This is a genomic window from Bosea sp. (in: a-proteobacteria) (assembly GCA_023910605.1).
In the GTDB taxonomy this organism is placed as follows: domain Bacteria; phylum Pseudomonadota; class Alphaproteobacteria; order Rhizobiales; family Beijerinckiaceae; genus Allobosea.
The window spans coordinates 112,620-125,576 of record JAAVVV010000001.1; the positions used below are offsets into that span (position 1 = coordinate 112,620).

The 12,957-nt window shown below is 67.5% G+C and carries 13 protein-coding genes; 3 read left to right on the top strand and 10 right to left on the bottom strand.

Going from position 1 to position 12,957, the window contains the following annotated elements:
- Positions 1–48: 48 nt before the first annotated feature.
- From HEQ16_00620 to HEQ16_00640, 5 genes are all read right to left on the bottom strand, one after another.
- Entirely contained in the window at positions 49–633 is a 585-nt protein-coding gene (locus HEQ16_00620; GenBank protein ID MCO4052579.1) for a CarD family transcriptional regulator, read from the bottom strand.
- A gap of 345 nt (positions 634–978) precedes the next feature.
- The gene (locus HEQ16_00625; GenBank protein ID MCO4052580.1) at positions 979–1,317 is read right to left on the bottom strand and encodes a ferredoxin family protein; all 339 of its coding nucleotides are present in this window, start codon (positions 1,315–1,317) and stop codon (positions 979–981) included.
- 88 nt (positions 1,318–1,405) lie between these two features.
- Entirely contained in the window at positions 1,406–1,675 is a 270-nt protein-coding gene (locus tag HEQ16_00630; GenBank protein MCO4052581.1) for an RNA-binding S4 domain-containing protein, read from the bottom strand.
- Positions 1,676–1,706: 31 nt separating this feature from the next.
- Positions 1,707–5,048, bottom strand: coding sequence for a helicase (locus HEQ16_00635; GenBank protein ID MCO4052582.1), 3,342 nt, complete (start codon positions 5,046–5,048; stop codon positions 1,707–1,709).
- Between the two features lie 562 nt (positions 5,049–5,610).
- Entirely contained in the window at positions 5,611–6,429 is an 819-nt protein-coding gene (locus HEQ16_00640; protein MCO4052583.1) for a DUF3108 domain-containing protein, read from the bottom strand.
- Between the two features lie 282 nt (positions 6,430–6,711).
- Here HEQ16_00640 and rpmB point away from each other — a divergent pair, with 282 nt between their 5' ends.
- Positions 6,712–6,999, top strand: coding sequence for a 50S ribosomal protein L28 (gene rpmB / locus HEQ16_00645; GenBank protein ID MCO4052584.1), 288 nt, complete (start codon positions 6,712–6,714; stop codon positions 6,997–6,999).
- A 70-nt stretch (positions 7,000–7,069) separates the two neighbouring features.
- A complete protein-coding gene (locus HEQ16_00650) occupies positions 7,070–7,312 on the top strand; it encodes a hypothetical protein (protein ID MCO4052585.1) in 243 nt (80 codons plus the stop codon).
- 8 nt (positions 7,313–7,320) lie between these two features.
- On the opposite strand, the gene HEQ16_00655 is transcribed toward HEQ16_00650, so the two are convergent.
- From HEQ16_00655 to HEQ16_00675, 5 genes are all read right to left on the bottom strand, one after another.
- Positions 7,321–8,343, bottom strand: coding sequence for a twin-arginine translocation pathway signal (locus tag HEQ16_00655; GenBank protein ID MCO4052586.1), 1,023 nt, complete (start codon positions 8,341–8,343; stop codon positions 7,321–7,323).
- Complete coding sequence (gene cobT / locus HEQ16_00660; protein MCO4052587.1) at positions 8,340–10,253, bottom strand: cobaltochelatase subunit CobT; 1,914 nt, start codon at positions 10,251–10,253, stop codon at positions 8,340–8,342. Before cobT ends, HEQ16_00655 begins: the two co-directional genes overlap by 4 nt.
- On the bottom strand, positions 10,250–10,666 hold the full coding sequence (locus HEQ16_00665; protein ID MCO4052588.1) for a GNAT family N-acetyltransferase: 417 nt from the start codon (positions 10,664–10,666) through the stop codon (positions 10,250–10,252). The genes cobT and HEQ16_00665 overlap by 4 nt, the downstream gene beginning before the upstream one ends.
- 8 nt (positions 10,667–10,674) lie before the next feature.
- Positions 10,675–11,661 (bottom strand): cobaltochelatase subunit CobS, encoded by a 987-nt coding sequence (gene cobS / locus HEQ16_00670; protein MCO4052589.1) that lies wholly within the window; start codon positions 11,659–11,661, stop codon positions 10,675–10,677.
- Between the two features lie 196 nt (positions 11,662–11,857).
- Positions 11,858–12,478, bottom strand: a complete 621-nt coding sequence (locus tag HEQ16_00675; GenBank protein MCO4052590.1) for a DnaJ domain-containing protein — start codon at positions 12,476–12,478, stop codon at positions 11,858–11,860.
- An 85-nt stretch (positions 12,479–12,563) separates the two neighbouring features.
- On the opposite strand from HEQ16_00675, the gene HEQ16_00680 reads away from it, so the two are divergent.
- Positions 12,564–12,860 carry a BolA family transcriptional regulator gene (locus HEQ16_00680; protein MCO4052591.1) on the top strand — a complete coding sequence of 99 codons (297 nt, stop codon included), beginning with the start codon at positions 12,564–12,566 and terminating at the stop codon, positions 12,858–12,860.
- Positions 12,861–12,957 lie beyond the last annotated feature (97 nt).

A 12,957-nucleotide genomic window follows, 5' to 3' on the forward strand; every position in this document is an offset into this window, starting at 1 on the left:
CCGGGCTGATGGTGTTGATGGTGTTGATGGGGAGGCCGGGAGCGCCCGTCAGGCGGCCTCCGCCTCGTCGGCGGCATCCTCTGCCTCGGCCTCCTCGGAACCCTTGGGCGCGCGGCGGGGCGACCTGGCGAGCTGCGCCTCGATCTTCTTGAGGGCCTCGGTGTCGGTCACGTCATCGACCGCGGCAATTTCACGCACCATGCGATCCAGAGCCGCTTCATAGAGCTGGCGCTCCGAGTAGGACTGCTCCGGCTGCGCCTCCGAACGGTGCAGGTCGCGCACCACTTCCGAAATCGCGACGATGTCGCCCGAATTGATCTTCGCTTCATATTCCTGCGCGCGGCGCGACCACATGGTGCGCTTGATGCGCGCGCGGCCGGTCAACGTCTCCAGCGCCTTGGCGACGACGGATTCATCGGCGAGCTTGCGCATGCCGACGGTGGCGGCCTTGGCGGTCGGCACGCGAAGCGTCATCTTGTCCTTGGAAAAGCTCACGACGAAAAGTTCAAGCTTGAAGCCGGCGACTTCCTGCTCCTCGATGGCAACGATCTGGCCGACCCCATGGGCCGGATAGACAATGAACTCGCCGGTCTTGAAGCCCAGGCGCGTCGTGCTCTTCTTGATCGTGGACATCTAAAATGACTCTCCTGTCAGTCTGCAAAACGCAGACACAACCCCCGATGGCCAGACCTTCTGGCAGGCCAGATCCCGAAACCGCATGCGTCAGTTCAACGCTTGCGCACTCCACAGTCGTTCCTGTTTTTCACGTCCCATTGAAGCAACAAGCCAGCGGCCGCACAAAACGCGGCTGCATACGCTGCATCCGGATGGATTGAACCCCGCGCGGCGGATGACGGGACATGAACTTCGACTGTGGGCGGACCCATAACATGAATGGCCCGCAATTCAAAGCTTAAGCGAATCGTTAACCATGGACGGGGCCAGTTTGGTTAACGCTTTGAGCTTCCGCTCAGGGGCTCAGTCGCCTTCGCCGGGAGTTGCCGAGAAATGCGCCTCGAACTTGCCGGGCTGCCCGTCGAAGGCCTTTGCGTCGGCGGGCGCGTCCTTCTTCCGGGTGATGTTGGGCCACGACTTGGCGTAGTCGCTGTTGAGCTTCAGCCATTGTTCGAGGCCGGGCTCGGTGTCGGGCTTGATGGCCTCGGCCGGGCATTCCGGCTCGCACACGCCGCAGTCGATGCACTCGTCGGGGTGGATGACGAGCATGTTCTCGCCCTCATAGAAGCAGTCGACCGGACAAACCTCGACACAGTCCATGTACTTGCACTTGATGCAGTTTTCCGTGACGACATAGGTCATTGCTTATCCCCGCGGGCCGTTCGGCCTCCTCGCTGCGAACAAGCACCTCTAGACGGTGACGATGGCCGGTTCAAGCAAGGTCAAATCCTTATTGGTCTGCCACCCTGACATAAAGCGCCGCAACGCTCGATGCGTCCCCGCGCCGCTCCCCCAGCCCGATGACGCGCACCACGGCGGTCTCATGCGGCGCAGCCACCGTGAGCACGTCGCCAAGCTTCAGCGGGTGGGCGGGTGCGGTGACGCGTCGCCCTTCGATGCGCACGCGCCCGGCCTCGATCAGTTGCTGGGCCGCGCCGCGGGTGCGGGCGAACCGCGCAAACCAGATCCACTTGTCCAGCCGCTGCCGATCCTCCCGCATGATCAAGATCCTGTCATGGGGGCGGGCCTGTTCACGGCTTGCGCTGGCCCTCCAGCTGCGCCTTGAGCGCGGCCAGCTTGGCGAAGGGCGAATCCGGATCCGGTTGACGGTCGGGCCGCGGGGCCTGGCTCTCGGGCCGGGAGGGCCGCGCCTCGCGCTGGTCGGGCCTCGGTCCACGCCCGTCGCGGGCGCCGGGCGGCCGGTTGCGCGCGTCGTCGCGCGGAGCGCGCTCGGGCGCGCCATCCCTGGCCTTGAAAGGACGCCCGGCGCGGTCGGGACGCTGCGCCTCAGCTTCCGTCCTCACGGGCCTCGGCCCGTCCGTCCTGTCAATGGCATTGCGCTCTGGCCGGGGGCGGTTCTGCCGTTCGGCGCGCGCCGGATCGGCAGGCGCGGCCACGACTTCGCCTGGCTCGGGCGCACGATAAACCACACGGCCACGGCGATTGGCACGGCGGGCCTGATCGGCTCCCTCCGGCCCACGTCCGCGCCCCTGGCCACGCTCGGCGCGGCGCGGTCCCTGATGCTGATGCTTGCGCTGCGGACGCCAGACCTCGATCTCGGCGGCGGCGGCAGGCGCGGCTGGAGCTTCTGCTGCGGATGCATCGGCAGGGGCTTCGGCGGCAGGGGCTTCGGCGGCAGGGGTTTCGGCGGCCAGCTTGTCGGCTGCAACGTCCTCGCGCGCCGGCGCTTCAGCCATGGTGGCGGCAGGGACTTCGGTCTGATCGCCCCCCGGCGCCGCATCCATGCAGAACGCATCGGCAGCCAGTTCCTGGTCCGCAGCGTCGGCCTTGCCCGTGCCAGCCTCGGCTGAGCCCTGTTCGCCGGGTTCCTGATCGCTTGCATCATCGCCGGCCGCGGGCTTCACGACCAGCGCCTCGGTCGGCGCGGGCTTGAGAAGCGGCACCGTGATGGCCGGGCCCAGCCGCGTCGACACGGCATAGCCGAGCGCCTTCAGCACATTGGCGAAATCGGGGCCCGAGGCGCCGACCAGCGAGGTCATCGCGCCGGTGATGACGAAGCCGTCGCCATCGGCGGCGCCCGCAGGGGGCTCGCCGGGCGTCACGCCGGGGCGGTAGGCGATGGCCGGCCTGATGAGATCGGCCAGCCTCTCGAGGATATCGACGCGCAGGGCACGCTCGCCCGCCACGTGGAAGCCGGCCGAGCGATACAGATCGCGCGGGACCTCCTTGTTGGCCGGGATCGAGGTGCGGCCCGACAGCGCCAGATACGCGATCTCGTCGCGGCCCGGCTGGTCGAGCCCGCCATGCTTGAGCGCCCAGAGCTGCGAGGCGAGGCCGCGCGGGGCCGGCTTGAGCAGCAGCGGCATGTAAAGATGATAGGCGCCGAAGCGCACGCCATGCTTGCGCAGCGCGGCGCGGGCATCCTGCTCCAGACCCTTGACGTCGTTGGCGACCTTGGCGCGGTCAAGCACGCCCAGCGACTCCGACAGCTGGAAGGCGAGGCCGCGGGCCATGCCGGTGATGCCGGGAGCCTCCTCAAGCACCAGCAGCGCGCCCAGATGACGGGTCAGATGCGCCTTCAACCACAGCTCGAGCCGCTGCTCCACCGGCTCGCGGGCTGCCGGCGGCAGGTTCTCGTCGGCGATCAGGCGGATGCGCGGCGCCAGGATCTTCTCGCCAGGCGCCAGCCGCGCGACCGGCTCGCCCGTCCAGCGGATGATGCCATCATTGGCGAGCACGATCGCGTCGTCGGCAGCCAGCGACAGGCGGGCCGCGCGGGCTTCAAGCTCGCCCACCAGCGCCTTCTGCGCCGCCGCGTTCAGGGCCTTGGCTTCCGGCCCGGTCGCGTTGGCGTCCGGGATGAAGTGAAAACCCGAAAGGCTCCCCACATGCTGGCCTTCGACCGTAACGTCACCCGTCGCGGTGACCTGTGCCTCAAGCATCGTATTCTCCCGCAAGCGTCGCATCAGCACGCTGGTCCGCCGGTCCACGAAACGGGCCGCCAGACGCTCGTGCAGCGCATCGGATAACTTGTCCTCTACCTGACGCGCCAGCCCCTGCCAATGCTCAGGATCAGCCAACCAGTCAGGCCGGTTGGCCACGAAAGTCCATGTCCTGATCTGGGCGATGCGGCTGGACAGGGTGTCGATGTCCCCGTCGATCCGGTCGAGCATGGCGATCTGCCGTTTGAGCCAATCCGCAGGGATGACCCGCTGCTGCATCAGGAAACGGTAGAGCGTCCCCACGAGTTCGGCATGAACCTGCGGCGAGGACTTGCGATAGTCGGGCACCTGGCAGGCATCCCACAGCCTCTGCACCGCCTCACGCCCATTGGCGAGATTGCGCAGCTCGGGATCGGCCGAGACGATCTCGAGCGCGATCTCGTCATCGGCGGCGAGGGCCTTGCTCAGCCCCGCCTCGTTGGGAAGCACGGCCAGCGCGGCCTTGAGCGCCTTGAGCGTGCGGAAATCGAGGTCCGGATTGCGCCATTGCAGATTGCGGACCGGATCGAAGCGGTGGTTCTCGATGGCCTCGACCAGTTCTGGATCCAGCGGCGGGCAACGTCCCGTGGAGCCGAAAAGCCCATCGCGCATATGGCGGCCCGCCCGTCCGGCGATCTGCCCGAATTCGGGCGGGGTGAGCTGCCGGAAGCGTTGGCCGTCGAACTTTCGGTCAGAAGCGAAGGCGATCTGCTCGACATCGAGGTTGAGCCCCATGCCGATGGCGTCGGTGGCGACGAGATAATCGACATCCCCCGCCTGGAACAGCTCGACCTGCGCGTTGCGTGTGCGAGGGCTGAGAGAGCCCATCACGACTGCGGCTCCGCCCTTCTGGCGACGGATCAGCTCGGCCACGGCATAGACCTCATCGGCCGAGAAGGCCACGATCGCGGCCCGGGGCGGCAGCCGCGTGAGCTTTTTCTCGCCTGCGAAGCTCAGCTGCGAGAGCCGAGGCCGCGTCACCACGTGCACGCCGGGCAAAAGCTGCTCGATCAGCGGACGCATGGTGCCGGACCCGATCAACAGCGTCTCGGAACGGCCGCGCTGGTTCAGCAGCCGGTCGGTGAAGACATGGCCCCTGTCGAGGTCTGCGGCGAGCTGGATCTCGTCCACGGCCACGAAATCGACGCTGACATCGCGCGGCATGGCCTCCACCGTGGAGACCCAGAAGCGCGCCTTGTCAGGCTTGATCTTCTCCTCGCCCGTCACGAGCGCCACCGCCTGCGCGCCGACCCGCTCGACGAGGCGGCCATAGACTTCGCGGGCGAGAAGGCGCAGCGGCAGCCCGATCATGCCCGTGGCATGGGCCGCCATGCGATCGAGCGCATAATGCGTCTTGCCGGTGTTGGTGGGCCCGAGCACGGCTGTGACGCCGCGAGTGCGCACGGCAGGGGGTAATGACCGCATCAGCATGACGGCTCCAGACACCACGCCGACAGCCCAGGTGCAACCGCCATTATCCCCAGGCGAACCCTTCGCTTCCCTTTGCGCCAGCCCCTCAGACACCGATCGGCCCGCACAAGCCGTGAGTTCCCGGTTTTCATGGTGAAATTTCACAGTGAACAGGGGCAGAACAGAAACGGCCCGAATCGGTGACCCGGAACAAATCTGCCTTTGTTCTTCCTGAATTGCACCTTCCCCGCCTGGCGTTTCAGACCATGCGGCCACCGGAGAGGACATCACAGGCGCCCGCTCACCCGAGCGGCTTGTCCCGGTCGAGCTTCACGACACCCCGGATGCAGGCGCCGATGCAGGAGCCGATGCAGGCGCCGAGGGCGGCGCCCCAGAACAAGCCCATGGCGCAGCCGCCCGAATCGCCGACGCCGCATCGCGGGTGGCGGCAAGCCGCACGAACACGAGCGCCGGCCCCGCCAGAAGGCCGACAAACCCGCCTCTGATCGATCACTGACCCTGCCTCACCGGATGATTGCGCACCTGGAAGGCGCGCGTGTCCAGCCTTGGCGAGCGGATCGCCTCACGGCCGCGCAGCGGCGGCCTTCGTGGGCGCCTCGAAGCGGTTGGCCTCGATGACGACCATCCCGATCTCGCTGCGCACCGCAATACGGTAGGGCGCGACGAGCGAAGTGCCCGCCACGGGCGCGAGCCAGGCCTCGATGTCGCGATTATCCGCCATAAACCGCGTGGCGCGGCCATCGCGATGGCCTGCGATGGGAATGTAGCGCGCCTTGCAGACCGCAACGGCGCCGCTGTAGCCGCGCCCCTCGACTTTTCGCGTGCCGGCATAGCTCAACGCGATGTCATAGCGCGCATTGCCGTCGAAGATCTGGATCTGGCGATCGCAGGCGGCGGCGGAAACCGGGTCCTTGCCGGCCGGGACCGGCATCAGCAGCGCGCTGACCGGATCGGTGATGCCGCGCTTGTGCGCGTCTGTGACCGGGATTGCGTCGGGCTTCTTGACGATCGGCGGCGCGATATCGACCGATGTGGCGGTGCCGCCGCTCATCGCCATGCGCACGGTGCGCGCCTCTCTGCCATTCGAGCCGGACGCGGCATAGCCCGTGCTCGCGGGCCGTCCCTGCGCGAAGGCGCCGCTGGCTGAGCCTGCCCCCTTGCCGCCCGTGACCATGCCGGCAAGCCCGGTGAGCCGGGCCTGGACCTCGATCTTGTAGCGGCCCGGATCGAGCGCGGCCGTGACCTGCGCCGTGCCGATGGGCAGGCCGATCAGCGTGACGCCATAGCTGGCCTGCCACCTGCCCTCGGCCTGCGCCGCGGCGCGCTCCGCAGCGAACAGCGCTGCTGCACTCAAAACAAGCGTGACGCACTGGCGACGCATCGCGAACTCCCGCGGTCCTTTGATATCCGGAACCCGAATCACGCATGATCCGGGACCATGGTTAAGTCTTCGTAACCCGGCGCCTCCCAACCGGCGATGAACCGTGGCGCCGCTCGCGTGCCCGTGATGAGCCCTGTGCCCCATATGCTTGCGCCTTGACCTTCCCGCGCGGTTGGGCCATAGACCCCGCGACCTTGATTTATCCGGCTCTTGCAGGCCGATGCGTGACAGCGCGTCGGTTGTTTTGTTTGAGGGCCGCGCACGCACAAGAAGGAAGATGGCATGTCGCGTCGTTGTGAGCTCACAGGCAAGGGTGTTCAGGTCGGCAACCTGGTCAGCCACTCCAACATCAAGACCAAGACCCGGTTCCTGCCGAACCTCGTCAACGTCACCCTGACCTCCGACGCGCTGGGCCGTTCGGTCAAGATGCGCGTCTCGGCCAACGCGCTGCGTTCGGTCGATCACCGCGGCGGCCTCGACGCATTCCTGCTCAAGGCGAACAATGACGAGCTTTCCACCAATGCGCTGTCGCTCAAGCGCGACGTTCAGAAGAAGCTCGCCAGCGCCTGATCGATCTTCGGCAGCTTGACGGAAAGCGGCCTGACAGGGCCGCTTTTTTCGTTTCGGAGCCCCCAAAGGCTTGAGCGCGGCGCTTTTCGGCGTCGTGAATGGCAACGCCGCCATTGTGGCCCGCATTGAAGCGACTGCCAGCAGGCAAGCCGGGTTCTCCGCCAGCGCCGGCGCAGACCGCATGGCCTTCATGCTCGCGATCCTGGCCATGGCTGCGGTCGTGACCGCCTGCAAACTGCTGGTGCATCATCCGATCAGGCAGTTCGGACTGGCCGATTTCGCGGTGAGGCTGGTGATCGCGCAGGCGGCCTGAGTCCGGTTTCAGCCGACCAGCTCGAACTCGAGCAGCACGGTGCGCTGGATCATCGAGAAGTTGTCATCCGATATCACAGTCAGGATGGTGCGCCCCTGCTCCTGATGCACCGCGAGACCTTCCATGTTGTCGATCTCATGGGCAAGGTCGAGATCGGCGAGCAGCGCGCCCTCGACCAGCGCCCCGGGAAGCAGCATGGCCGCCGGCACGCGCCTGAGCCGCATCCCGAGCCCGCGCCAGGGGCGATACCACCGCTCCAGCACAAGCATGTCGCCCTGCGGCAGAAAGGCGAGGTCAGTGACCTCGTAGCCGTCCTGCAGCCGGTAGCGGAAGCGCCCCGGCCCTGCCCCCCCCAGGATGAGCCCCAGCGTCGGCTCGTCATGCCCGGCCGAACGCTCCGAGATCGCAACGACCGCGCCAGCGACCGGGCTGGGGGCCGGAGCGACGCCGATCGCCTCGAGCCCCCGGTTGCGCGGCAGCTGCCGCGCCTCGGCCGGCAGCGCCATGGGCTGGCCCCGCGCGGCCACGCCGCGCGCCGCCCAGTCGAATCGCAACACCTCATGGCTGCGCTCGACGCCGACATAGGCCACGCCCCCAGCCATCGCGAGCCCTTCGGTGTCATAGGAGCGCGTGCGCGAGAGCGGTCGTCCGCCGGCGCCGAGCATCGGGGCCAGCACGGCGTCGGTCAGCCCCGCAAGCTGCCCCCCCTCACGCTGGAGCCGTGCCGTGAGCCAGTGAGCATTGTCCGACACCGCGACGATGCGCTGCCCGTCATCGCTGCGCCAAAGGCCGGAAAAGCCGCCGAAGGCCGCTTCCCGCGCCGACAGCACCAGCCCCCCGCGAAACGCCAGCGCGCCGAATCGTGTCTGGCCCGGCGCCCGCGCCAGAAGCGCGGGTATCGGGCGGGCGGCGATGTCGAGCGAAACGGGGCCAGGCCCGACAGGCTCGGGCCGCGCCAGCGCGCCCTGGCCGGTCAAGGCGGCGACGGCGCCGATGGACAGGCCCAGCGCGCCGCGGCGCGTGAGGTTCACTGAAGCCGCCGGCCGGTGTGGGCCGCCCCGCCCCGCCCGCGCGAACCCGCCACATGATTGTCCTCGAACAGCTCGGCGAGCTTCTCGGTCATGACCCCGCCAAGCTCCTCGGCGTCCACGATCGTCACCGCGCGCTTGTAGTAGCGCGTCACGTCATGGCCGATGCCGATGGCGATGAGCTCGACCGGTGAGCGGTTCTCGATCTCGCCGATGATATGCCGCAGATGCTTTTCGAGATAATTGCCGGCATTCACCGACAAGGTGGAGTCATCGACCGGCGCCCCATCCGAGATCACCATCAGGATCTTGCGCTGCTCCGGGCGCCCGAGCAGGCGCTTGTGCGCCCAGTCCAGCGCCTCCCCGTCGATGTTCTCCTTCAGCAGGCCCTCGCGCATCATCAGCCCGAGGTTCTTGCGCGCGCGCCGCCATGGCGCATCGGCGGATTTGTAGATGATGTGGCGCAGGTCGTTGAGCCGGCCCGGCGTCGGCGGCTTGCCGGCCTGCAGCCAGGCCTCGCGGCTCTGCCCGCCCTTCCACGCCTTGGTGGTGAAGCCCAGGATTTCGACCTTGACGCCGCAGCGCTCCAGCGTGCGGGCCAGGATGTCGCCGCAGGTGGCCGCCACCGTGATGGGCCGGCCGCGCATCGACCCGGAATTGTCGATCAGCAGCGTCACCACCGTGTCGCGGAAATTGGTGTCCTTCTCCCGCTTGAAGGAGAGCGGCTGGTAAGGGTCGAGGATGATGCGCGTCAGCCGCGCAGGATCGAGCGCGCCCTCCTCGAGGTCGAACTCCCAGGATCGGTTCTGCTGCGCCATCAGCCGGCGTTGCAGCCGGTTGGCGAGGCGGGCCACCACGCCCTGCAGGCTGGCGAGCTGCTTGTCGAGATAGGCGCGCAGCCGCGTCAGCTCCTCGGCGTCGCACAGCTCCTCGGCCTCGATGACTTCATCATGCTTGAGGGAGTAAGCCTTGTAGTCCGGCCCCTTGTGCTCATTGGCGCGCATCTCGCGCTGGCGCGGCGCGTCCCCGGCCTCCTCGGCATCGGCCTGATCGTCATCCTCGCGCCAGTCGCCCGAGGGCGCGTCGGCGGCCTCGGAGGCCCCCTCCTCCATCTCCTCGGCGGCATCCTGGCTGACATCGACCTCGGCCTGCTGGCCTTCGGACTGGTCTTCAGCCTCGCCGTCCTCCTGCTCCTGCTGGTCCTGCTCCTGGCTGTCGTCGTCCTTGCTTTCGTCATCGTCAGGGCTCGACGTCATCTCGTCGGCCATGTCGAGCGAGGCGAGCAGATCGCGCACGGCGCGGGCGAACCCGCGCTGGTCCTCGATGGTGCGGCCCAGCGCCTCGAGATCCGCCCCGGCCTTCTCCTCGATCACATCGCGCCACAGATCGACGATCTTCTGCGCGGAGGGCGGCGGCTTGAGGCCCGTCAGCTTCTCGCGGACCATGAGCGCGACAGCGTCCTCGACCGGCGCATCGGCACGGTCGGTGATGTCCTCGTAGCGAGCGCCGCGATGATACTTGTCCTCGAGCATGGCGCCGATGTTGGCCCCAACTCCCTCCATGCGCCGCGCGCCGATGGATTCGACCCGCGCCTGCTCCACGGCGTCATAGACAGCGCGCGCGCCCTCGCCTTCGGGCATCATCTTCCGGTGCACGGCGGCGTCATGGCAGGCCATGCGCAGCGCCATGGAGTCGGCATGCCCGCGCAGGATGGCGACATCGGCGGCGGTCAGCTTTCGCGGCGGCTCAGGCAGGCGCGCCCGACCCGGGATCAGCGCAGGCTTGTCGGCGGCGAAGGTGACTTCAAGCTCGGGGCTGCGCGCAATGGCCTTGAGGCAGGACGCGACCGAGCGCTTCAGCGGCTCCGTGGGCGCTTCCTTCGGCTGGCCGGGCTTGCGGTTGGAGATGCTCATAGGTCCTTCGACAGCCAGAAACGGCTGTTTCCCTTGGGAAAATCCTTCAGCTCGCCAAACACCCGATAGCCGCGCTTCTCGTAGAATGGCTTGGCCTGGAAGCTGAACGTGTCGACATATGCATGCTGGGCGCCGATGCGGCGGGCCTCGTCCTCCAGCGCATCCATCGCGGCGGTGGCCCAGCGCTCGCCGCGATGAGCCTCATCCAGCCAGAGCAGCTGCACGAACAGCCAGTCGCCCCAGACCTCGCCGCAGACGCCGCCAACGATGTAGTCCGCCTCGTTCCGGAGCGTGATCGCCAGGTCATTCGCAGGCTGCTTGCCGATCTTGCTGCGGTTGAAGCCGCGCAAGCCCTTGAGGATAGCCTTTCTGGCCGGCCCGGAGTTTTCTTCAACCCTGATGCTGGCCACCATCGCGCGCCTCAGCTCAACGCCACGTTCACCGCGCTCTCGGGCAACTCCTTGCCGAAGCAGCGCTGGTAGAACTCGGCCACCAGCGTGCGCTCCAGCTCGTCGCACTTGTTGAGGAAGGTCAGCCGGAAGGCGAAGCCCACATCCTGGAAGATGTCGGCGTTCTCGCTCCAGGTGATGACCGTGCGCGGGCTCATCACCGTGCTCAGATCCCCGTTCATGAAGGCGTTGCGGGTCAGGTCCGCGACGCGCACCATCTTGCTGACGATGTCCCGGCCGGCCGCGCTGCCCTTGTAATGGGGCGACTTGGCCAGCACGATCTCCACCTCATTGTCATGGGGCAGGTAGTTCAGCGTCGAGACGATGGACCAGCGGTCCATCTGGCCCTGGTTGATCTGCTGCGTGCCGTGATAGAGGCCCGATGTGTCACCGAGGCCCACCGTATTGGCCGTTGCGAAGAGGCGGAAAGCGGGGTGCGGCCGGATGACGCGCTTCTGGTCCAGCAGCGTCAGCTTGCCCGACTGCTCCAGCACGCGCTGGATCACGAACATCACGTCGGGGCGGCCCGCGTCGTATTCGTCGAAGACGAGCGCGATGTTGTGCTGCAGCGCCCAGGGCAGGATGCCATCCTGGAATTCGGTGACCTGCTTGCCGTCCTTGAGCACGATGGCGTCCTTGCCCACCATGTCGAGGCGGGAGACATGGCTGTCGAGGTTGACGCGCACGCACGGCCAGTTGAGCCGCGCGGCCACCTGCTCGATATGCGTCGACTTGCCTGTGCCGTGATAGCCCGAGATCATCACGCGGCGGTTGCGCGAGAAGCCGGCCAGGATGGCGAGCGTGGTCTGCCGGTCGAACCGGTAATCGGGGTCGAGATCCGGCACATGGGCTTCGGTCGTCGAGTAGGCCGGCACTTCGAGATCAGCGTCGATGCCGAATAGCTGGCGCACCGACACCTTCATGTCGGGCAATCCGGTCGTGTAGTCCGTCATCGTCATGCTCTCATTCTCCGGCGGGAGCGCTCAGGGCCGGCTTCGCCTGCGCCCGTGCCGGGATGCAAGACAATGGCCATCAAGGCTCGAAGCGACCCCGAAACCGGGATCGCCGCTCCAAGGGTTCCTTACCCATTTCAGTTCGGGGCGGCAATCGCCCTGGCTGCGAAACGGTCGTGCGCAAAGCGCGCAGCCCCGGCCGTCAGGCCCGCCCGGCTCGCTTGAGGTGGTTGTAGGCGTTGACGATCTCCGTCAGCCGGGCCTCGCGCGAGCGGTCCCCGCCATTGGCGTCGGGGTGAAAGCGCTTCACCAGCTCCTTGTAGCGGGTCTTGATCTCGGGCTTGGTCGCGGCATCCTCGAGCCCCAGCGCGTCCAGCGCCTTTCGGGTGGGCTCGGTGAGCTTGCGGCGCTCTTCCTCGGCCTTCTGCCTGGCCTTGAAGCGGTTCTCGAACAGGCCGAACAGGTCCTCGGTCTCGGGTCCCTCCGCCGGCGCCCGCCTGGCGCCGCGCTGGGCGGCGCGCGGGTTCTTGGCGTTGGCGCCGAGCGTCCATGTCGGCCGGTGCCCGATCGAGGCGTCCTTATGGTAGGCGGCGACGGCATCGTCGCTCATGCCGTTGAAATAGTTGTAGGTGGCGTTGTAGGCCTTCACGTGCTCCAGGCAGAAGAAGAAGAACTGGCCCTCATGGTTGCGCCCTTTCGGCGCGCGGAACTCGCCCTTGCCCCGGCAGCCGGCATGGTCGCACACGCGCTCCTCGGGCCGGGCCTCCGGCTCCGGCTCGCGCTTGACGCGGATGCTGTCAAACAGGGGCGAGTTGAGATTCATGCTCAGATCATTAGGTCTCGAAAGCGTGTCGGGCAAGCGCACATGGTGTTTGGCGATGAGCCCCGCAATGGAGTAAGCCACTGTCATGACCGTCAAGGAACGCATCACGGCCACGCTGCAACTGGCGTTGACGCCCGAGTCGCTCGTCGTGATCGACGAAAGCCACCAGCATGCCGGCCATGGCGGCTGGCGCGAGGGCGGCGAGACCCATTTCCGCGTCGAGATTGTGGCGTCGGCCTTCGCCGGCCGGAGCCGTATCGAGCGGCACCGCATGGTCAACGCCTTGCTCGCCGCCGAGCTTGCGGATCGTGTGCATGCGCTGGCGCTTGCCACGCGGACGCCCGAGGAAGCCGCCGGCGCGTCCGGCACGTCCGGCGCGTGAGGCCTGCGTGAGCAAGCCGGGCCCACAGCCTTCGCTCATGCGCATGTCCGCGCTGGCGCGGCTCGCCGTCGCGGGCGGGCTGATCGGCCTGATCTGG